Genomic DNA, 20,412 nt, shown 5'->3' with positions numbered 1-20,412 from the left:
GCCACCGGGATGCCGGGCAAGGTCCGCGGATTTGCCCGCAAGGCCCGTCTCTGCTAGTGTCGCCGGGTTCCGAATACCCCGCCGAGATGTCCCCATGGCCCGCAAGAAAGCCGTCGATTTCGAACAGTCCCTCGCCGAACTGCAAACCCTGGTGGAACGCCTGGAAAGTGGCGAGTTGTCCCTGGAGGACTCGCTCGGCGCCTTCGAGCAGGGCATCCGCCTCACCCGCGAATGCCAGGCGGCGCTGAGCCAGGCCGAGCAGAAGGTGCAGGTGCTGCTGGAGCGCGATGGCGAGCTGAGCGAGGCGCCGTTCGACAGCGAAGGCGAAGACGCATGATCGCCGCCTACCAGGCGCGCTGCCAGGCGCGCGTAGACGCCGCTCTGGAAACCCTGTTCACCCCGCCCCGCGAAGACCTCCAGCGCCTCTACCGGGCCATGCGCTACAGCGTGGTCAACGGCGGCAAGCGCGTGCGCCCGCTGCTGGCCTACGCCGCCTGCGAGGCCTTGGGCGGCGACCCCGCCCGGGCCGACGGCGCGGCCTGCGCGGTGGAGCTGATCCACGCCTACTCGCTGGTCCACGACGACCTGCCGGCCATGGACGACGACGACCTGCGCCGCGGCCAGCCGACCACCCACATCGCCTTCGACGAGGCCTGCGCCATCCTCGCCGGCGACGGCCTGCAGGCGCTGGCCTTCGAAGTGCTGGCCGAGGCCCGGCTGAACCCGCAGGACGCCGAGACGCGCCTGGCCATGGTCACCGCCCTGGCCCGCGCCGCCGGCTCCGCCGGCATGGTCGGCGGCCAGGCCATCGACCTCGAGGCGGTGGGCCGCAAGATCGACCAGGCGGCCCTGGAAACCATGCACCGGCACAAGACCGGCGCGCTGATCGAAGCCAGCGTGCGCCTCGGCGCCCTGGCCAGCGGCCAGGCCGACGCCGAACGTCTGGAGGCCCTGGCCCGCTACGCTGGAGCCATCGGCCTGGCGTTCCAGGTGCAGGACGACATCCTCGACGTGGAAAGCGACACCGCCACCCTGGGCAAGACCCAGGGCAAGGACCAGGCCCACGACAAACCCACCTACCCCGCCCTGCTCGGCCTGGAAGCCGCCAAGGCCTACGCCCTGGCCCTGCGCGACCAGGCCCTGGCGGCCCTGGAAGGCTTTGGCGAGGGCGCCGAGCCGCTGCGGGACCTGGCCCGCTACATCGTCGAGCGGCGTAGCTGAGGGGCGCGGTACAGGCCAGGCAGCGGGGTATCGGCGAAGTCCGCAATCCTCAACCCCAGCTCTCACCCAGAGGGAGAGGGGGCCGTTCGGCGTGGGCGGTGAATCCAATCGCGGACAAAGTCCGCTCCTACGCCCTCCGGCAAACACAAGACCCGTAGGATGGCGTTGAGCGAAGCGATACCCATCACCGCAACCGCATGGGTTTCGCAAGCTCAACCCATCCTACGAAGAGCACCTCGGCGCAAGACGGTTGCTCCTACACCCGTGCTTCCCTGAAGCGTAGGAGCGGACTCCGTCTGCGATTCGGCGCATAGCGCCGTACGGATTTCCAGAGAAACATCCGCGCGCACCGGAACGCCCCTTGGAAGGCCAAGCGCTCTGGCCCAAGGCCCACAGGCAAAACCAGCCCCGCCCCACAGGAACAACCGCAAGAAACCCACCCCCTCCCCCAACCAAACAGCACCCCCACCTTGCTTGGGCCTGTCAGAAGCATCAGGTAAACTGCCGCATCTTTGCCTCTCATAACGATCAGCCTGATGCCCACGACGTTCCACGAGATCCCCCGCGAGCGCCCCGCCACCCCCCTGCTCGACCGCGCCAATACGCCGGTCGAGCTGCGCCGGCTGGGCGAGGCGGAGCTCGTCAGCCTCGCCGACGAACTGCGCCAGTACCTGCTCTACAGCGTCGGCCAGACCGGCGGCCACTTCGGCGCCGGCCTGGGGGTGATCGAGCTGACCATCGCCCTGCACTACGTCTTCGACACCCCCGACGACCGCCTGGTGTGGGACGTCGGCCACCAGGCCTACCCGCACAAGATCCTCACCGGCCGCCGCGAGCGCATGGGCACGCTGCGCCAGAAGGACGGTCTGGCCGCCTTCCCGCGGCGCTCGGAGAGCGAGTACGACACCTTCGGCGTCGGCCACTCCAGCACCTCCATCAGCGCCGCCCTGGGCATGGCCATCGCCGCGCGCATGCAGGGCTCGGGGCGCAAGTCGGTGGCGGTGATCGGCGACGGCGCGCTGACCGCCGGCATGGCCTTCGAGGCGCTGAACCACGCCTCCGACGTGCAGGCCGACATGCTGGTGATCCTCAACGACAACGACATGTCGATCTCGCACAACGTCGGCGGCCTGTCCAACTACCTGGCCAAGATTCTCTCCAGCCGCACCTACAGCAGCATGCGCGAAGGCAGCAAGAAGGTGCTCTCGCGCCTGCCCGGCGCCTGGGAGATCGCCCGCCGCACCGAGGAATACGCCAAGGGCATGCTGGTCCCCGGCACCCTCTTCGAGGAGCTGGGCTGGAACTACATCGGCCCGATCGACGGCCACGACCTGCCCACGCTGATCGCCACCCTGCGCAACATGCGCGACCTCAAGGGCCCGCAGTTCCTCCACGTGGTGACCAAGAAGGGCAAGGGCTTCGCCCCCGCCGAGGCCGACCCCATCGGCTACCACGCCATCACCAAGCTGGAACCGGCCGGCGCTGCGCCGAAGAAGGCCGGCGGGCCGAAGTACTCCAACGTCTTCGGCCAGTGGCTGTGCGACATGGCGTCGCAGGACCCGCGCCTGGTCGGCATCACCCCGGCGATGAAGGAAGGCTCTGACCTGGTGGCCTTCGCCGAGCGCTTCCCGGAGCGCTACTTCGACGTCGCCATCGCCGAACAGCACGCCGTGACCCTCGCCGCCGGCATGGCCTGCGACGGCATCAAGCCGGTGGTGGCGATCTACTCCACCTTCCTGCAGCGCGGCTACGACCAGCTGATCCACGACGTCGCGGTGCAGAACCTCGACGTGCTCTTCGCCATCGACCGCGCCGGCCTGGTGGGCGAGGACGGCCCGACCCACGCCGGCAGCTTCGACCTTTCCTACCTGCGCTGCATCCCCGGCATGCTGGTGATGACCCCCAGCGACGAGGACGAACTGCGCAAGCTGCTGACCACCGGCTACCTGTTCCAGGGCCCGGCGGCGGTGCGCTACCCGCGCGGCAGCGGGCCGAACACCCCGATCGACCCGACGCTTGCGCCGGTGGAGATCGGCAAGGGCGTGCTGCGCCGCCAGGGCAAGGCCGGCAAGGTCGCCATCCTGGCCTTCGGCGTGCAGCTGGCCGAGGCCCTGCAGGTGGCCGAGCGCTTCGACGCGACCGTCGCCGACATGCGCTTCGTCAAACCGCTGGACGAGGCCCTGGTGCGTGAGCTGGCCGACAGCCACGAACTGCTGGTGACCCTCGAGGAAAACGCCGTGATGGGCGGCGCCGGCGCCGCGGTCGGCGAGTTCCTCGCCCGCGAGAACCGCCAGCAGCCGCTGCTGCACCTGGGCCTGCCGGACTACTACGTGGAGCACGCCAAGCCGGCGCAGATGCTCGCCGAATGCGGCCTGGACGCCGCCGGCATCGAGCGCGCCATCGCCGAGCGCCTGGCGCTGCTGGCCAACCCCGCGCCCGAGGCCTGAGCCCCGGCGCGCGGCGTCAGCCCAGCAGCGCCAGCGTGTCCAGGGCGATCATGCGCTCCTCGGCGGTGGGCACCACCAGCACCCGCGGCGAGCCGGGCTGGTGGATTTCCCGGCAGCGGCCGCCCACGCAGGCCGCGTTGGCCGCCTCGTCGACGGCGAAGCCGAGGAACCCCAGGTGGGCCAGGGTCCTGGCGCGCACCAGCGTCGAGTTCTCGCCGATCCCGCCGGTGAACACCAGGCCGTCGATGCGCGGCATGGCGCAGCCCATCGCCGCCAGGGACTTGGCCAGGCGGTAGCAGAACACCTCGATGGCCAGGGCCGCGCCCGCGTGGCCCCGGGCGCGCGCCTGTTCCAGGGTGCGCATGTCGTTGGACAAGCCCGACAGGCCGAGCAGGCCGCTGTCTTCGTTGAGCATCCTGTCGACTTCCTCGATGGTCCAGCCCAGGCTGCGGATCAGGTGGCCGTGCAGGTTGGGGTCGACGTCGCCGCTGCGCGTGCCCATCACCAGGCCCTCCAGCGGCGTCATGCCCATGCTGGTGTCGCGGCTGCGGCCGTTGACGATGGCGCAGGTGGAACTGCCGTTGCCCAGGTGCGCCGACAGCCAGCAGCTGTCCTCCGGCGGCAGGCCGCACAGGGCGGCGGCGCACTGGCTGACGTAGCGGTGGCTGGTGCCGTGGAAGCCGTAGCGGCGCACGCCGAAATGCCGGTACAGCCTTTCCGGCAGGGCGTAGCGGTAGGCGTGCTCGGGCAGGCTCTGGTGGAAGGCGGTGTCGAACACCGCCACCTGCGGCAGTTGCGGGTACAGCGCCACGGAGGCCTCGATGCCGGCCAGGGCGCCGGGGTTGTGCAGCGGCGCCAGGGCGACGGTATCGCGGATGTTCTGCATGACCTGCGGGTCGATGCGGCAGGCCTGGCTGAAGTGCTCGCCGCCATGCACCACGCGGTGGCCGATGCCTTGCAGGCGCCCTTCGGCGGCTACCTGCACCAGCGGCAGCAGGCGCGCCAGGGCCTGGCGGTGGTCGGCGTTCGGCAGGGCGAGGTCGACGCGGCCGCCGGCGTCGACGATGCGCAGGCTGGCCTGGGGCGTGCCCAGGCATTCGACGATGCCGCTGGCTCGGAACTCGGGGGCGCTTTCGTCGACCAGGGCGAACTTGATCGACGAACTGCCGCAGTTGATGACGAGGATGCTTCGGTCGGACATGGAAGGTTTTCCTGCAGGACAAGGGAGGGCCCGGCGCGCCGCGCCGCTCCGGACCGCGAAGGGCCGGGCACGGGCGCGCCGGGGAGAAGAGGTGCGGCCTACCAGGCCGCGCTCAGGCGTTCGCGGTTGGCCAGGGTGGCCGAGGGCCTTTCACCGAAGAGCTGCTGGTAGTCGCGCCCGAACTGCCCCATGTGCCAGAAGCCCCAGGCCATGGCGGCGTCCTGCACGGTCGCGTAGGGCGAGTGGGGGCTGCCCAGCTCGCGGTGCACGGCGTTCAGGCGCACGGCCTTGAGGTAGTGGATGGGGCTGCGCCCGAGCACGTCCAGGAAGCAGTTGCGCAACGTGCGCTGGCTGACGTGCAGGAGCCGGCAGAGCTCCAGCGCGCTCACCGGCCGGCTGGGGTTGTCCAACACGTATTCGCGCGCCCTGGCGACCACCCAGTGCTTGCGCAGCAGGGTGCGGGAGCAGGCGTCGCGGGCGGGTTCCGCGCCCTGCAGCAGGTCCAGCAGGCAGAGCAGCAGGTCGTGGTTCAGCTGCCGCGCCACCGCGGGCTCGCGCAGGCTCAGCGGCTCGACCTGGGCCTGCGCCAGCGCGGCGCGCATGAAGTCGCACAGGCGCCGCCGGGCGCCGGGCTCGACCTGCAGCAGGCGCGACTCCTCCAGCAGCAGGCCGAGGTGGCGCAGCTCCTCCAGTTCCAGGTGCTCCAGCAGCGCCTCGCGCTCCACCACCAGGCCGAGGATGTTGTAGTCGTCCGGGGTGCTCAGCTCGAACTCGCGGCCGCCCGGGCGCACGGCGATGGCCTGGGCGTCGATGCAGTCGCGGCCGATGTAGCCGACGTCCTTGTCGCCGTAGGGGATGCCGAACCAGAAGGCGCCGGGCCAGACCATGCAGGACTGGTGCAGCGCGTGGCTGGTGTATTCGCGGAAGAACTGCAGGCCGTCGAGCCAGACCTCGGTCAGCTCGCCGCGGAAGGACCCGGGATCGAGCTGGTCGTAGAGCTGCTGCCAGGCGGTGATGTTGCAGGCGTGGGCGTAGACGTCGCGGGTCTGCCGCCGGCGCACGCCGTCGCAGTGGCCCAGGGGTTCGTCCAGCCTGCCCGGCGTGCCGTCACACGCCCAGAGGTGATGCAGATCGATTGCGCTTTTCTTGTCCGACATGACGCCTTGCCCGATAGCTTCAGGGACCCGCGCGAGCGGGTCGGGTTTCGTCATGCAAGGCACGGCCAGGTGGGTGGCTCTACGGCTACCTCACACTGTGGGGGATTGCTCAGAGCAGGTGTTGCCACAGGTCAAGGTGCGGCCTGGGCACGGTCATGCCGTGGACCAGCAGCCCCTTTTCCCCGGCGCTGGCGCAGGCCACCCGAACCGCCGCCTCCACGTCGGCGACCTCGCCGGTCAGCACCAGGTAGCACTTGCCGCCGATGCCGAAGGCCATGTGCACGCGCACCAGGGTGACGTTGGCCGCCTTCACCGCGGCGTCGGCGGCCTCGATGCAGGCCGCCACGCTGAAGGTTTCCACCACCCCCAGCGCGCGCGGCCGCTCCACCGGGTTGACGCCGCTGATGGCCGGCAGCACCGACTCGTGGATGTTCGCCAGGACGAACTGGTCCACCAGCATCTGCCCGCCCTCGGCCGCGCCGGCCTGCACCGCCTGGCGCACCGCGGCGACCTCGCCGCCGACCATGGCGATGTACTTGCCGGGGCAGATGGTCTTGGCCGCCAGCAGCTGCACGTCGGCGCTTTTCAGCATCAGGTCGGCGAGCTGCACGCCGCGGGCGATGCTGGTCAGTTCGATCAAACCTATGGCGTGGTGCATCAGGCTTCTCCTGGCGGGTTGGCGACGAGGCGGATGTGGCTGTCGCCGACCTCCGCCACGCGGCCGGCGATGCTGGCGTGCAGCGGCACGCCGAGTTGTCCTTCGGGCACTTCGGCGATGCATTCGCCCAGCGCCACCTGCTGGTCCACGGCGACGCGGGGCCGGGCGGCCACGCCGATGTGCTGGCGCAGCGCCAGGCGCACTTCGGCGGGGTGATATTCCTGCGCCAGCAATGGCGCCTTGTGGTTGTAGGCCTGCAACTCCAGGCGCGAGACCAGGCGGCTGACCGGCAACAGGCGGTATTCGGCCATGGGGTCGGCGCCGCGCAGTTCGCCCTGGTAGCGGGCGCCCTCCTCGCGCAGGCGGGCCTTGAGCGCCTGGTTCAGGCGCATCGGCGAAATCTCCACCGGGCAGGCGTAGGCCTCGCAGATGCCGCATTCGGAGCAGGTCAGCGCCGACAGCAGCACGCTGGGCTGGGCGACATGCTGGTAGTTGGTGGCGCGCACGATCAGGTGCGGCGGCAGCTCGTGGCCGATCATGTGCCGCGGGCACAGCTCGGTGCACAGCGTGCACTGCTCGCACACCGAGCGGGCCATGGCCAGCACCGAGTCCATGCTCTGCCGGCGGCGGCGCACCAGCAGGTGATCCTGCGGCAGCACCAGCAGGCCGCCGGTGGTCTTGCCGACCGGTTCGTCGAGGTCGTCCAGCAGGCGCCCCATCATCGGCCCGCCGTTGATGAAGGCCGGGCGCTCCAGGGTGCTGCCGCCGGCCAGGGCCAGGGCCTCGCGCAGCGGCGTGCCCAGCGGCAGGCTGAGGGTCAGCGGCTGGCGCACCGCACCGTTCACGGTCAGGGTGCGGTGGGTCACCGGTTGCTGCCGTTCCACCGCGCGGCCGACGTTGATCAGCGTCTGCACGTTGCTCACCACCACGCCGATGGCCAGCGGCAACGCCGCCGGCGGCACGCGCCGGCCGGTGGCCAGCCAGATGGTGATGACCTCGTCGCCGGCCGGGTAGACGTCCGGCAGTATGTGCAGGCGCACGCACTCAGGCAGCAGCGGCTGCAGGCGCTCGATGGCCGCGCGGTACTTGGCCTTGAGGGCGATGATGCCCTCCTTCGCGCCGGTGGCGGCCATGCCGTGGAGCAGGCCCTTGAGCAGCCATTCGGCCTGTTCCACGGCGAGTTGCTGGTCGACCTTGAGCAGGGGCTCGCACTCGGCGCCGTTGACCAGGTAGATCTCCGCCTGGGCCTCGAGCTTGACGTGGGTCGGGAAGCCCGCGCCGCCCGCCCCCACCACGCCGGCGGCGAACACCCGGCGGCGGATTTCCCCGGCGTCCAGGGCCTCGACGGCGATCATCGCGGCGCCCCTCCCGGCAGGCGGTAGCGGCTACTGCGGCGGCGCAGCCGGCCCTGGGCGAAGAGGCCTTCCAGCCAGGCCCGGGCCTGCGCCACCGGGATGTCGAAGGCCGCCGCCACCTCGCTGGCGCTGTAGCCGTGCTTGCGCCGGGCAAGCAGGCCGAGCAGTGCCTCCTGCGGCGCCGGAGCCGGAGCCGGGCCCTGCCCGGCGTCCAGCAGGCTGCCCAGCAGGTAGGCGGTGTCGTCTTCCGGACGACCGATCTCCTTGCGGCTGACCAGGCAGCCGCGCCGGGTAGCCAGCGCCGCGCCGGCGTCCAGCGCGGCGCGGCAGGCGGCCAGGTCACCCTCCACCACCAGGGTGACCAGCGCCGGGTTGGTCACGGCCTGGCGCAGCAGGCGCACCGACGCCGCCTTGAGCATGGCGTCGGCGGCCTCTATGCCGCAGGCCAGGCCCCTGACCTCCAGCAAGCCCAGGGCATCGATCATGGCGCTCACCTCCTCAGGCCCGCTGGATGGGGTTGCGGGCGATCTCCAGCACCGCCTCGGAGAAGGCGTTGCAGGCGGCGCGGCAGGCCGCCTGGCTGCCGGCGAGGAAGGCCGCCGAGTAGTTGGTTTCCGAGGGCGGCGGCACGTAGGTCACCAGTTGCACGTCGGCGGCCTTGAGCGCGGCGTCGATGCCGTAGGTGGCCTCCAGCGGCGGCGCCACCAGGTAGGCGATGGGGTCGCCCAGGGCGATGCCGGCGCCGGCCGACAGGTAGCTGCCGGTGCGCGACACCACGTGGGCGAGGAAGGCCACGCTGTGGGCGTCGTCGGCCCAGCGGAAGCTCGGGCCGGCCTCGATCACCTCGCTCATGGCGTCGAGCCCGGCGCGCACCTCGGCGGGGTTGGGGCCGCCGAGCATGATCAGCACCTCGCCGGCGGTGGACGAAGGCCCGTTGGCCGCCCCGGCGTACAGCGAGCGGCCGTACACCACTTCCACCTGGGCCTGCTTGGTGGCCTCGTCGGCGGCGATGTAGGCGACGTCGTCGGAATCGACGCTGATCAGCCCGAGGCTGCGGATGTGCTCGCCCACCTTCAGCTCGCGGCGGAAGTCTTCCTGCAACGAGGCGATCAGGCGCATGGCCGTGACGCTCGGTTTGATCGGATCGAGAATGCTCATGTCGGGTTGCTCCTCAGCAATGGGCTCAGCGGTTCAGGGCGATGCCGGAGGCCTGCTTCTCCAGCATCCGCCGGGCCAGGTCGACGATCACCGCCGCCGCTTCCACCGGCGGCGTGCCGCCGCGGTGGATGTTCGAGATGCAGGTGCGGTCGGCCTCCACGGTGCCGGCCAGGGTCGGCTTGTACACGGCGTAGCAGGACAGGCTCTCGGACTGGCCCAGGCCGGGGCGCTCGCCCACCAGCAGGATCACCACCTGGGCGCCGAGCAGTTCGCCGATCTGGTCCTCGACCTTGACCCGCCCGTAGCGCACGAAGAACGGCGTGCCGACGTCCAGCCCGGCGTTCTTCAGGCCCTCCAGCAGCGGCGGGAGGATTTCCTGGAAGTTCACCGTCACCGCGTCGGTGGACAGGCCGTCGGAGATCACCACCTGCACCTGCGGGTTCTTCTTGCACTCGGCGAGCAGGGTCGCCACCGCCTTCTCGCTGAGGCGGCGGCCCATGTCCGGGCGGGTCAGGTACTGGTCCTTGGTGTCGATTTCCGACTGCACTTCCAGCAGGCCCTGCTGGGCCACCCACTCGGCGGGCACCTCCTTGAGCACGGTGTCCTTGGAGCGCGAGTGGTCGGCGAGGAAGCGCAGCAGCGCCTGGGTGCGCGGGCGCACGCCGGCGCGGCCCAGGCACACCCGCGCGGCGGTGGCCTTGCGGAATTCCTCCAGCACCTCGGGGCGCTGCGGGGCCTGGACGCCGATCCACTGGCGGGCCTGTTCCGAGCCCAGGTCCCAGGCGCACAGGCCCTCTTCCACGGCGCTCGGCGCTGCCGCCGCAGCGCCAGGGGCCGCCGGTTCGGGGCGGGCCTGGAGCTCATTCAATACCGAACGGACGATGTCCTCGATCTGCTGCTGATGCATGTCGCTTCCCTCAGAAGAAAATGGATGGATCGCCGGCGCGGGCGGTCAGCCGGCCGTCGCTCATCAGGCCCATGCGTTCGAGCCAGCGCTCGAACTCCGGCGCCGGGCGCAGGCCCAGCAGCTGGCGGATGGTGGCGGTGTCGTGGAAGGCGTTGGTCTGGTAATTGAGCATGATGTCGTCGCCCATCGGCATGCCGATGATGAAGTTGCAGCCGGCGGTGGCGAGCAGGATCATCAGGTTCTCGTTGGAGTTCTGGTCGGCGTCGGCGTGGTTGGTGTAGCAGCAGTCGCAGCCCATGGAGATGCCGCTGAGCTTGCCCATGAAGTGGTCTTCCAGGCCGGCGCGGATGATCTGGCGGTCGTTGTACAGGTACTCCGGGCCGATGAAGCCGACCACGGTGTTGACCATGAAGGGGTCGAAGTGGCGGGCCAGGCCGTAGTTGCGCGCTTCCATGGTCAGCTGGTCGGCGCCGTAGTGGGCGCCGGCGGACAGCGCCGAGCCCTGGCCGGTCTCGAAGTACAGGCAGTTGGGCCCGGCGATGCGGTTGTACTCGGCGCCCACCGCGCGCGCCTCTTCGAGCATCTCCAGCTCCACGCCGAACTCGCGCAGGCCCTTCTCGCTGCCGCAGATGCTCTGGAAGATCAGCCCGCCCGGCGCGCCGCGGCGGATCGCCTCCATCTGCGTGGTGACGTGGGCCAGCACGCAGCCCTGGGTGGGGATGGCGAACTTGTCGATGGCCCCGTAGACGGTGTGCAGCACGCGGGTGAGGTTCTCGACGTTGTCGGTCACCGGGTTGACGCCGATCACCGCGTCGCCGATGCCGTAGGACAGCCCCTCGTACATCTGCGCGGCGATGCTCTGCACGTCGTCGCGGGTGTCGTTGGGCTGCAGCCGCGCGCTGAAGCGCCCGGGCAGGCCCATGGTGTTGTTGGCCTTCTTCACCACCGGCATGCGCTTGGCGGCGTAGATCAGGTCGGCGTTGGAGCAGATCTTCGCCACCGCCGCCACCACCTCGGAACTCAGGCCCTTGCGCAGGAAGGCGATGTCGTCGGCGCCGGTGTCGTCGGCGAGGATGTATTCGCGCAGCTCGCCGATGCGCCACTGGGCGATGCGCGCGTAGGCGCTCTCGTTGATGCCGTCCTGGATCAGCCGGGTGACGCTGTCCTCCTCGTAGGGGATCACCGGGTTCATGCGCACGTCGGCCACCGTCAGTTCCGCCAGCACCTGCTTGGCCGCCACCCGCTCCTGGGCGGTGCCCGCCGCCACGCCGGCGAGCACGTCGCCCGAGCGCGGCTCGTTGGCCTTGGCCAGGACCTCCTTGACGTCCTTGAACTGATAGGTCTTGCCGAACAACTGGGTCTTGAGTTTCATCACACCACCTCAGGAAGGGAAAGCCAGTGACTTGACGGTGACCGGAAGGATCTCGCCGTCGAACAACGGGCTGCCGATATCGATGTAGTCGCCATCGCTGGTCGCCACCTCGTCGATGACCGCCAGGGCGCGGCCGGCCAGGCGCGGCTGCAGGAGCATGCCGAGGACCTTGCCGAGGTCCTGGGCGGCCACCACCAGCAACGGATGGGCTTGGGATTCATGGCGCTGGAAGCCGGCGAGTTCTTCCATGCAGCGCTGGATGGCCCGGTAGGCCACCGGCAGGTCCGCCGGCAGGGCCAGGGCGTAGAGGTCTTCGTCGGCGCGCAGGTCCATGCGCAGCAGGTTCTGCCGCCAGCCGTCGGCGAGGCCCGCGCCCTGGCCGGCGGCCCAATCGGTCGCGCAGGGCACCACCGGCACGTTGCGCATCGGCAGCTGCATTTCGCGCAGCCAGATGGTGCTGCCGGACAGCGACAGGCTGTGGGCGCCGGCGCCGATCACCGTGGCGCGCACGGTCTGCTTCGGCTCGGCCAGCGGCAGGCGCTGGAAGCCGGGGTCCTCGTGCAGCGCCGCGGCCAGCAGCGGGCCGATGTCGCCGAAGCGGAACGGCACCTGCTCCGCGCCGTGGTAGAAACACTCGCCGACGCCGCCGGAGAGGGTCAGCGCCTGCAGCCGGCCCGCCGCCGGCAGCGGCTCGGTCATCAGCAGTTCCCGGGCCAGCGGCGAAAGCGCGCCGTCGATCACCTCGTGAAGCATCGCCGCCATGCGCCGCGCGATCGTGCGCAGTTGCTTGATGGACAGCGCCTGCGGCTCGCCACCGAACAGCTCGCGGCAGATCGCCCGCGCCGGCCCGTGCAGGCGCAGCAGCGCGCCGCGGCTGTCGGTCTCCACCAGGCGCCCGCCGACGTTCAGGCAGGCCGAGCCGATCACCCGGCCGGCCTCGAATAGCACGTAGTTGGCGGTGCCGCCGCCGATGTCGATGTTCAGCACCCGCCCGGCGCAGGCGGCGGACAGCTCCGCCGCGCCGGCGCCGCGCCCGGCGATGACCGATTCCAGGTGCGGCCCGGCGCTGGCGACCACGAAGTCGCCCAGCCGCTCGGCCAGGCGCAGCACCGCCGGGCGGGCGTTGCGCGCCTTGGAGGTCTCGCCGGTGATGATGATGGCGCCGGACTCCACCTGCGCGGGCTCCAGGCCCGCGGCGCGGTACTGTTCGAGGATGAAGGCGAGCAGCTCGTCCTCGCGCAGGTGGCCCTCGAAGTCGATCGGGGTGAAGGCCACCGGGCTGACGTAGGTGACCTCCCGCGCGGCGAACTCGTAGTGCGGCACCTGGGACAGCGAGGCACGGTTGACCAGCACCAGGCGCGAGAAGATCACCTGGGTGGTGGTGGTGCCGACGTCGATGCCGACGCTGCGCAGTTCGCGCCTGCTCATGGCCGCGCCCTACTCGGCCCGCTGCAGGTCGGCGTCGGGCAACGCCACCGGCTCGGGCTGGGCTTCGGACTTGGGCGCGATGAGCATGGCCACGGCCACTGCGGTGATGCCGCCGAACAGCTTGCCGACCAGCATCGGGAAGATCATCGCGGACATGTTCGCCGCGGTGAAGCCGAGGTGGTCGCCCAGGGCGAAGCCGGCGGACACGGCGAAGGCGCAGTTGATGATCTTGCCGCGCGCATCCATCTTGCCGAACATGCCGAACATCGGGATCACGTTGGCCAGGCTCGCCACCATGCCGGCGGCGGCGTCCCGGTTCATGCCCAGCAGGCCGCCAACCTTCATCAGCGGGGTGCCGAACCAGCGCGTCAGCAGCAGCACCATGGGGTAGGCGCCGAGCAGCACGCAGGCGATCGAGCCGATCACCTCCATGGCGCGCATCACCGCGCCGGGCTCGTCGCCCTCGGCCATGAAGATCGGGTCCAGCCCCGGGATCAGCGTCCAGCCCACGGTGAACTGCACCACCGCGGCGGCCAGGCCGAGGGTGATCAGCCCCACCAGCAGTTTGGCGAACACCTCGAAGCCGGCGATGATCTTCTCCGGGCAGAACTTCAGGCCCAGGGCGATCAGCGCCGCGACCGCCAGCACCGGGATCATGTTGATCAGGATCATCGCCAACGAGAAGCTCACCGGCTCGCCGTTGACCTCGATGCCCGAGTACATCGCCACCAGCCCGCCGGCGATGCAGCCCAGGGGCACGGTGACGATCCCGGCCAGGGTGCCCAGGGCCAGGTAGCGGCGGTCGGCGGGGTCGATGATGCCCAGCGCCACCGGGATGATGAACACCAGGGTCGGGCCCATCATGGCGCCGAGGATCAGCCCCGAGTACAGCCAGGCGGCGGTGTCGCCGCCGGCCAGCTCCTTGGCCAGGGAGAAGGCGCCCATGTCGTTGGCCAGCAGGGTGCCGGCGAACATCGCCGGGCTCGCCCCGACGCTCTCGTACAGCGGGATCACCAGCGGCCCCAGCAGGTTGGCCAGCACCGGCGCCAGGGCGGTGATGCCGACCATCGCCAGGCCCAGCGCGCCCATGGCCATGAAGCCTTCCTCGAACTGCCCGCCGGAGCCACCGATGCCGCGCCCGAGCCAGCCCAGGCCGAGATGGCCGAGGACCTTCTCGGAGCCGCCGAACTGGCTGAATACCCGGTCCACCGCTCCGATCAGCAGGAAGACCATCATCACGTACAGGATGATTTCGTTGATGCTCATGACAACTGCTCCTGAACAGAATTGTTTCCTTGCTGGCAGGCGCCTCGGCGCTGCCAGGCGTCCTGGTAGATCGCGCTGATCTGTTGCGCGCAGGCGCTGCGCGGGTTGCCGGCCAGGCAGATGTCCTGCAGGGCCGCCTCGGCCAGCGCGGCGAAGTCCTCGCGGCGCACGCCGTGGGCCCGCAGGTCGCGGCCGGCGGCGCCGACTTCGTCGATCAGGCGCTGCACCGCGGCGATGCTGCGTTCGGCATCCAGGCTTTCGCGGCTGAGGGCGTGGCCGATGTCGGCGTAGGCGCGCTTGCACACCAGTTGGTTGAAGCGCATCACCGCCGGCAGCATCAGCGCGTTGGCCTGGCCGTGGGGAATGCCGTAGCGCGCGCCGAGGGGGTGCGCGGTGGCGTGGCACAGGCCCAGGCCGGAATTGGAAAAGGCCATGCCGGCCATGTACGAGGCGAGCATCATCGACTCGCGGGCGCCGACGTTGCCGCCCTGCCCCACCGCCAGCGGCAGGGCCTCGCCGATCAGCGCCACGGCGCGCAGGGCCAGGCCCTGGGTCAGCGGCGTGGCGCTCGGCGCGACGTAGGCTTCGATGGCGTGGGTCAGCGCGTCTATGCCGGTGGCGGCGGTCACCGCCGGCGGCACGCCGAGGGTCAGGCAGGCGTCGATGATCGCCAGGTCGGGAATCAGGTCGGTGTGCACCAGCACCTGCTTCAGGTGCCGCTGGCTGTCGGTGATCACCGCCACGTTGGTGGCCTCCGAACCGGTGCCGGCGGTGGTCGGCACGGCGATCAGCGGCATGCGCCGGCGCAGCGCCGGGCCGTCGCCGAGGTCGCTCACCCGGCGTTCCGGGTTGGCCGCCAGCAGCGCGGTGGCCTTGGCCGCGTCCAGCACCGAGCCGCCGCCGAAGGCCAGCACGCCGTCGCAGTCGGCGGCCAGCAGTTGCCGGCCGGCGGCCTCCACCACTTCGCTGTGCGGCTCGCCGCCGGCGTAGACCAGGCATTCGCAGCCCAGCCCGGCGTCGTCCAGCGAGCGCAGCAGGCCCTGGTCCAGCGCCTGCTCGTGCAGGCGGCCGTCGACCATCACGAACAGCCGGCGGATACCCAGCGCCGCGCAGGCCTCGCCGGCGCGCACGGTGGCGCCGGGGCCGATGTAGGTGCTGGGCGGCACGCGGAATTCGCGCACCGCGCGGGCATTGAGCATGTCCAGGGCGCGATAGATCACCCGGCCGACGTCCTGCTCGTGCATGTCAGCGTTCCTCCTCGGCTTGCAGGCCGCAGGCGGCGATGGCCAGCGGCGTGGTGAACAGCGGCGGCGCGGGCAGGATCACCCGCTGCGCGGGGAAGGCCGCGGCGAACAGCGGCTGCACGCCGGGCAGGGTGCAGGAGCCGCCGGACAGGTAGATGGCGTCCACGTCCTGGCCTTGCAGGTGCGTGTGGACGATGTCGGCCATCTTTTCGAACACCGGGCGCGCCAGCGGCCACAGGGCCTCGCCCTCCTTGCGCTTGCGCCGCTCGGCTTCCTCCAGCGACACGTCCAGGTGGCCGGCGAGCACCAGGCTGACGTGATGCCCGCCGGTGGGTTCGTCGGCGGAGTAGGTCACCTCGCCGCCGTGCACCACGGCGACGCCGGTGGTGCCGCCACCGATATCCACCACCGCGGCGCGGTCCAGGCGCAGCATCCGCGCCACCGCCGAGGGCTCGTCGATCACGCAGCCGACTTCCAGGCCGACGGCCTCCAGCACATGGGTGGAAATGCTCGCCTCGGTGCCCGGCGGGTACGAGGTCGCGGCGCGCTGGAAGCACACGCCCAACTGCCGCTCCAGGCTCTCCACCTGGCTGCGCACCAGCTTCACCGCGCCGAAGAAGTCCCAGACCACGCCATCGCGCACCACGTCGGCCCAGTCCAGGCGCACCGCCACCGGCAGCGCCTGGGCATCGAGCACCACCGACACCACGGCGCTGGTGCCCAGGTCGATGCCCAGGCTCAGCGGCCCACGGTCGCCCGGTTGCGCGACGGGGTGCGCCAGGCAGTAGGCGGCGCGCTCCAGACGCGGCAGCAACCAGTTTTCGAGATCGCGTTGCATGGCCGCCTCAGACGATCCGCAGGTGGTCGACCATGACGCAGCGGCGCAGGCGCACGAAGGTGCGCGCCGAGGTCACGCCCTCGCCGGTCGGCGTGGTGATGGTCATGGTGGTCCAGCCCTCGCCGCCGAAGCCCAGGCCGGCCAGGCACGGCCCGTTCTTGACGAAGATGCTGGTGTCCATGGCGTTGGCCATGCGGTCCAGGTGGTCGAGGTTGCGCGAGTGCATGGCCGCCGTGTGGTGGCAGCCGCCCTCCAGCTTCACGGCCAGGGCGATGGCCTGGTCGACGTTGGCCACGCGCACCATCGGCAGCACCGGCATCATCATCTCGGTGATGGCGAAGGGATGGTCGGCGGCGGTTTCCAGCAGCAGCAGGCGCGTCTGCTCCGGCACCTGCAGGCCGATGGCGGCGGCGATCTTCGCCGCGTCGCGGCCGACCCAGTCGCGCGAGACGCTGCCGCGCCCCTGCTCGTCGACCTTCGGCAGCAGCAAGGGCAGCAGTTGCTGGCCCTGAGCGGCGCTCAGCTCCACGGCCTGGTGCTTGAGCATCTCGGCCTTGAGGGCGTCGGCGACGCTGTCGACCACGATCAGCACCTTCTCGTCGGCGCAGATGATGTTGTTGTCGAACGAGGCGCCGAACACGATGTCGCGCGCGGCGCGGGCCAGGTCGGCGGTCTCGTCCACCACCACCGGCGGGTTGCCGGCGCCGGCGGCGATCAGGCGCTTGTCGGTGTGCTTGCGCGCGGCTTCCACCACCGCCTCGCCGCCGGTCACCACCAGCAGGCCGATGCCGGGGTAGCGGAACAGCCGCTGGGCGGTCTCGATGTCCGGGCGCTGCACGGTGGTGATCAGGTTGGCCGGCGCGCCGGCTTCGACCATGGCCTCGTTGAGCAGGCTGACGGTGCGCTGCGACACCCGCTTGGCCGCCGGGTGCGGGGCGAACACCACGCTGTTGCCGGCGGCGATCATGCTGATGGCGTTGTTGATGACGGTGGCCGCCGGGTTGGTCGAGGGCGTCACCGAGGCGATCACGCCCCAGGCCGCGTTCTCGATCAGCGTCAGCCCGCGGTCGCCGCTGAGCACCTGCGCCTGCAGGCATTCGCTGCCAGGGGTGTGGCGGGCCTGGGCGATGTTCTTGGCGGTCTTGTCGGCCACCCGGCCCATGCCGGTTTCCTCCACCGCCAGCTCCGCCAGTTCCTGGGCGTGGCGCTCGCCGGCGGCGCGGATGGCGGCGATGGCCCGGTCGCGCAGGGCCACCGAGCGCAATGCCTGCTGCGCCTGCGCGGCGGCGGCCACGGCGGCGTCCAGTTCGACGAACACGCCGGGGGCGCAGGTCGCGCCCGGCGATGCGACAGCGGCCGTGGAGGTCGCCCCTATCGAGGCGAGCACCGCCTTGACCACCTGTTCGATTTCCTTCGGGTTGATGTCCACGTCGTGCCTCACAGAATTCAGGGATGAGCCGGGCCACTCCACCTGGCGCGGGCCGGTGGAGGACGCTTGTCGTGAATGACCGCCGGGGGCGGGCCTATTTGCGGTAGAGCAGGCTGCCGTCGAGCACCGCTTCGTCGACGATGCCGACCACGCACAGGTCGATCGGCGCGCGCACCTCGGCCAGGGCCTGGCGCGCGGCGCTGCCGCCGGCCAGCATCACCCACTCGCCGTTGCCGGCGCCGAGGCTGTCGCTGGCCACGTGCCGTTCACCGTCGGGGCGGCCGGCGCGGTCGAGCATCTCGACCAGCAGTAGCCGGTCCAGGCCCATGCCCGGATGCTTCACGGTGCACACCACCTGCCCCACGACAATCGCCAGTTTCATCGCCTGTTACCTCGTCGGGCCGCGTCCCTCGCGGCGTACGCATGGTTCCTCAGTGGCGGCGCCCGGAACGCGCAGGGCGAGCGCGGGCACCGCTCGGACGGTCGCGGCGAGCCGCTCAATCCACCGGGCGATCCGCCGCCAGCTTGATCGGAAAGACCTCTTCCAGGTCCGAATGCGGACGCGGGATCACCTGCACCGAGACCACTTCGCCGACGCGCTGCGCGGCGGCCGCGCCGGCATCGGTGGCCGCCTTGCAGGCCGCGACGTCGCCGCGGACCATGGCGGTGACCAGGCCTCCGCCGATCTGCTTGACGCCCACCAGCTTCACCCGGGCGGCCTTGACCATGGCGTCGGAGGCCTCGATCAGCGCCACCAGGCCCTTGGTTTCGATCATGCCTAATGCTTCCATCTCACTCTCCTCGAACAATCGATCGCCCTTCGCAGGGCCTCTTCGGAGTGGCTAGCCACTCGCGTTACCCCCGGACGGCGGGGGCCGCCGTCCGGCTCAGGCGACTCGCCCGACAGCCTCGGCGCCGCCGGCCATCTTGTTGGCCAGCAACACCGTCTGGATCATTTCCTCGCTCGTGCAGCCGCGCGACAGGTCGTGCAGCGGCGCGTTCATGCCCTGCAGCATCGGGCCGATGGCGTTCATGCCGCCGAGCCGCTGGGCGATCTTGTAGCCGATGTTCCCGGCCTCCAGGCTGGGGAACACGAACACGTTGGCCGCCCCGCCCAGCGGGCTGCCGGGCACCTTCGCCGCAGCCACCTCGGGGACGAAGGCGGCGTCGAACTGGATCTCGCCGTCGACGCACAGCTCCGGCCGGCGCTCGCGCACCAACTCGCAGGCCTGGCGCACCGCCTCGGCGTCGGCGTGCCTGGCGCTGCCGTGGCTTGAGAACGAGAGCATCGCCACCCGCGCCGGCTCGCCGGTCACCCGCTCGAAGCTGGCCGCCGAGGCCAGGGCGATGTCCGCCAACTGCTCCACCGTCGGCCGGGGCACCACGCCGCAATCGGCGAACGCCAGCGGGGCGCCGCCGTCCGCCGGCAGCATGAAGAACACCGAGGACAGCGTGCGGTTGCCCGGCGCCAGGCCGACCACCCGCAGGCCGGCGCGCAGCACGTCGGCGGTGGCGCTGAGGTTGCCGGCGATGCACAGGTCGACCTGGCCGGCCGCCAGCAGCGCCGCGCCGAACCACAACGGGTCGTGCAGTTGTTCCAGGGCCTGCTCGGGGCTCAGCTTGTCCTGGCGCCGGGCCAGGTCTTGGGCGAAACCGTGCAGCCAGGGCGAGCGCGCGGGGTCGATCAGCCCGAGGTCGCCCAGGCGGATGTGCCGCTCCAGGCAGTAGCCGCGCAGGGCGAAGGGGTTGCCCAGCAGCAGCGGCTCGGCCAGGCCCTCGGCCTTGAGGTATTGCGCCGCTTCGATGGCGCGGCGGTCCAGGGCGTCGGGGAAGACCACCCGCGGCGGGTTCTGCCGGGCGGCCCGGCGGCAGTCGTCGAACAGTTTCATGGGGCCTCTCCCTGCACGCGCCGACTCAGTTCCGCGGCGCTCGGCCAGGGTTGCCCGCGCAGGTGCAGCAGGCTCAGCAGCATGGCCACGTAGAGCGCGCTGGACAGGCGGTTGAGGGCATGCAGCAGGTCCGCGCGGCGCAGCTTGAAGCCGGCCTCCATGAACACCTGGGCGGCGCAGATTTCCACCTCGCGGACCTTGGCCCGCAGCAGGTTGAGCAGCGCCGGCGCGCGGCCGTGGCCGCACTCGGGCACCAGGTGATCGTGGCCCAGGTATTTCAGCGGCGCGTGGGACAGGCGGTGCAGCACAGCCTCGTCAAGCCCGCCGACGGCGAATCCGGCCAGTTCCTCGTCCAGCACGTCGGCGCGCATCAGTTGGCCGAGCAGCGAACGGATGTCGGCCAGCCAGGCGGCCAGTTCGGCCGGCTCCGGCAGCTCCACCTGCAGCCACACCGCCAGGGCGATGGCCGCGTCCAGCTGGGCGCGGAACTGCAGGCGCGGGTCGTTCTTGGCCACCAGTTCGTGGGCGTTCAGGTGGGTCATCCCGGCAGGCTTGTCGGCCGGCGCCGAGCCGCACAGCTGGCAGGTCGCGGCGACGCGCCGGGCGCTGCCGGTCAGCCCGTGCACCGCCTGCAGGCACGGCGCGCCGTCCGCGTCCGGCTCTTCGGTCGCCCGGTACAGGCGGCCCTGTTCGTCATGGAACTTCAGCGACAGGTGGCGCTCGTCGATCAGTGCGCGGGCGGCGGGGGTCAACCGCGCGTCGGCGGGCAGCCGCAGTTCGGTGCCTTCGCTCAGGCCGTGGCGCTCGCGCAGCCAGCTTTCGGTGATGAAAGTGCTCATGGC

The 20,412-nt window shown here is 71.0% G+C and carries 20 protein-coding genes; 3 read left to right on the top strand and 17 right to left on the bottom strand.

The window, feature by feature from the left end; all coding sequences use genetic code 11:
* Positions 1-94: 94 nt before the first annotated feature.
* The 3 genes from M8R19_RS20980 (at position 95) to dxs (ending at position 3,668) form a co-directional block, all read left to right on the top strand.
* Positions 95-337, top strand: coding sequence for an exodeoxyribonuclease VII small subunit (locus M8R19_RS20980; RefSeq protein ID WP_009615726.1), 243 nt, complete (start codon positions 95-97; stop codon positions 335-337).
* Positions 334-1,221: a (2E,6E)-farnesyl diphosphate synthase gene (gene ispA, locus M8R19_RS20975; protein WP_249918792.1), complete on the top strand. Its 888-nt coding sequence runs from the start codon at positions 334-336 to the stop codon at positions 1,219-1,221. The genes M8R19_RS20980 and ispA overlap by 4 nt, the downstream gene beginning before the upstream one ends.
* Positions 1,222-1,757: 536 nt before the next feature.
* Positions 1,758-3,668, top strand: coding sequence for a 1-deoxy-D-xylulose-5-phosphate synthase (dxs, locus tag M8R19_RS20970; protein ID WP_249918791.1), 1,911 nt, complete (start codon positions 1,758-1,760; stop codon positions 3,666-3,668).
* Between the two features lie 16 nt (positions 3,669-3,684).
* Here dxs and M8R19_RS20965 read toward each other — a convergent pair whose 3' ends face one another.
* From M8R19_RS20965 to eutT, 17 genes are all read right to left on the bottom strand, one after another.
* The gene (locus M8R19_RS20965) at positions 3,685-4,869 is read right to left on the bottom strand and encodes an acetate/propionate family kinase (protein WP_249918790.1); all 1,185 of its coding nucleotides are present in this window, start codon (positions 4,867-4,869) and stop codon (positions 3,685-3,687) included.
* Between the two features lie 98 nt (positions 4,870-4,967).
* Entirely contained in the window at positions 4,968-6,026 is a 1,059-nt protein-coding gene (gene eutR, locus M8R19_RS20960; RefSeq protein WP_249918789.1) for an HTH-type transcriptional regulator EutR, read from the bottom strand.
* 109 nt (positions 6,027-6,135) lie between these two features.
* Entirely contained in the window at positions 6,136-6,684 is a 549-nt protein-coding gene (locus M8R19_RS33200; RefSeq protein WP_009615720.1) for a BMC domain-containing protein, read from the bottom strand.
* Positions 6,684-8,039: a 4Fe-4S dicluster domain-containing protein gene (locus M8R19_RS20945; protein ID WP_249918788.1), complete on the bottom strand. Its 1,356-nt coding sequence runs from the start codon at positions 8,037-8,039 to the stop codon at positions 6,684-6,686. Before M8R19_RS20945 ends, M8R19_RS33200 begins: the two co-directional genes overlap by 1 nt.
* Positions 8,036-8,524, bottom strand: a complete 489-nt coding sequence (locus tag M8R19_RS20940) for a BMC domain-containing protein (protein ID WP_064584334.1) — start codon at positions 8,522-8,524, stop codon at positions 8,036-8,038. The genes M8R19_RS20945 and M8R19_RS20940 overlap by 4 nt, the downstream gene beginning before the upstream one ends.
* A 13-nt stretch (positions 8,525-8,537) precedes the next feature.
* Entirely contained in the window at positions 8,538-9,197 is a 660-nt protein-coding gene (gene eutL / locus M8R19_RS20935; RefSeq protein ID WP_061562765.1) for an ethanolamine utilization microcompartment protein EutL, read from the bottom strand.
* Between the two features lie 25 nt (positions 9,198-9,222).
* Entirely contained in the window at positions 9,223-10,104 is an 882-nt protein-coding gene (gene eutC, locus M8R19_RS20930; RefSeq protein WP_249918787.1) for an ethanolamine ammonia-lyase subunit EutC, read from the bottom strand.
* A gap of 10 nt (positions 10,105-10,114) precedes the next feature.
* Positions 10,115-11,476: an ethanolamine ammonia-lyase subunit EutB gene (locus M8R19_RS20925; protein ID WP_249918786.1), complete on the bottom strand. Its 1,362-nt coding sequence runs from the start codon at positions 11,474-11,476 to the stop codon at positions 10,115-10,117.
* A 9-nt stretch (positions 11,477-11,485) separates the two neighbouring features.
* Positions 11,486-12,904, bottom strand: a complete 1,419-nt coding sequence (locus tag M8R19_RS20920) for an ethanolamine ammonia-lyase reactivating factor EutA (RefSeq protein WP_249918785.1) — start codon at positions 12,902-12,904, stop codon at positions 11,486-11,488.
* 9 nt (positions 12,905-12,913) lie between these two features.
* Complete coding sequence (gene eutH, locus M8R19_RS20915; RefSeq protein ID WP_074982170.1) at positions 12,914-14,170, bottom strand: ethanolamine utilization protein EutH; 1,257 nt, start codon at positions 14,168-14,170, stop codon at positions 12,914-12,916.
* A complete protein-coding gene (locus M8R19_RS20910) occupies positions 14,167-15,414 on the bottom strand; it encodes an iron-containing alcohol dehydrogenase family protein (protein ID WP_074982168.1) in 1,248 nt (415 codons plus the stop codon). Before M8R19_RS20910 ends, eutH begins: the two co-directional genes overlap by 4 nt.
* A 1-nt stretch (position 15,415) precedes the next feature.
* Complete coding sequence (gene eutJ / locus M8R19_RS20905; protein WP_074982166.1) at positions 15,416-16,252, bottom strand: ethanolamine utilization protein EutJ; 837 nt, start codon at positions 16,250-16,252, stop codon at positions 15,416-15,418.
* A gap of 7 nt (positions 16,253-16,259) precedes the next feature.
* A complete protein-coding gene (locus M8R19_RS20900; protein ID WP_249918784.1) occupies positions 16,260-17,681 on the bottom strand; it encodes an aldehyde dehydrogenase family protein in 1,422 nt (473 codons plus the stop codon).
* Positions 17,682-17,775: 94 nt separating this feature from the next.
* Complete coding sequence (gene eutN, locus M8R19_RS20895; protein ID WP_249918783.1) at positions 17,776-18,063, bottom strand: ethanolamine utilization microcompartment protein EutN; 288 nt, start codon at positions 18,061-18,063, stop codon at positions 17,776-17,778.
* A gap of 115 nt (positions 18,064-18,178) precedes the next feature.
* Positions 18,179-18,472: an ethanolamine utilization microcompartment protein EutM gene (eutM, locus tag M8R19_RS20890; RefSeq protein WP_009615702.1), complete on the bottom strand. Its 294-nt coding sequence runs from the start codon at positions 18,470-18,472 to the stop codon at positions 18,179-18,181.
* A 96-nt stretch (positions 18,473-18,568) separates the two neighbouring features.
* A complete protein-coding gene (locus M8R19_RS20885; protein ID WP_249918782.1) occupies positions 18,569-19,570 on the bottom strand; it encodes a phosphate acetyltransferase in 1,002 nt (333 codons plus the stop codon).
* Positions 19,567-20,409 carry an ethanolamine utilization cob(I)yrinic acid a,c-diamide adenosyltransferase EutT gene (gene eutT / locus M8R19_RS20880; protein WP_043316655.1) on the bottom strand — a complete coding sequence of 281 codons (843 nt, stop codon included), beginning with the start codon at positions 20,407-20,409 and terminating at the stop codon, positions 19,567-19,569. The genes M8R19_RS20885 and eutT overlap by 4 nt, the downstream gene beginning before the upstream one ends.
* Positions 20,410-20,412 lie beyond the last annotated feature (3 nt).

Source organism: Pseudomonas sp. R3.Fl (assembly GCF_023516765.1).
GTDB classification, from domain to species: domain Bacteria; phylum Pseudomonadota; class Gammaproteobacteria; order Pseudomonadales; family Pseudomonadaceae; genus Pseudomonas; species Pseudomonas citronellolis.
The sequence above is the reverse complement of the archived record's forward strand: the minus strand, read 5'-3'. Positions and strand labels throughout refer to the sequence as shown.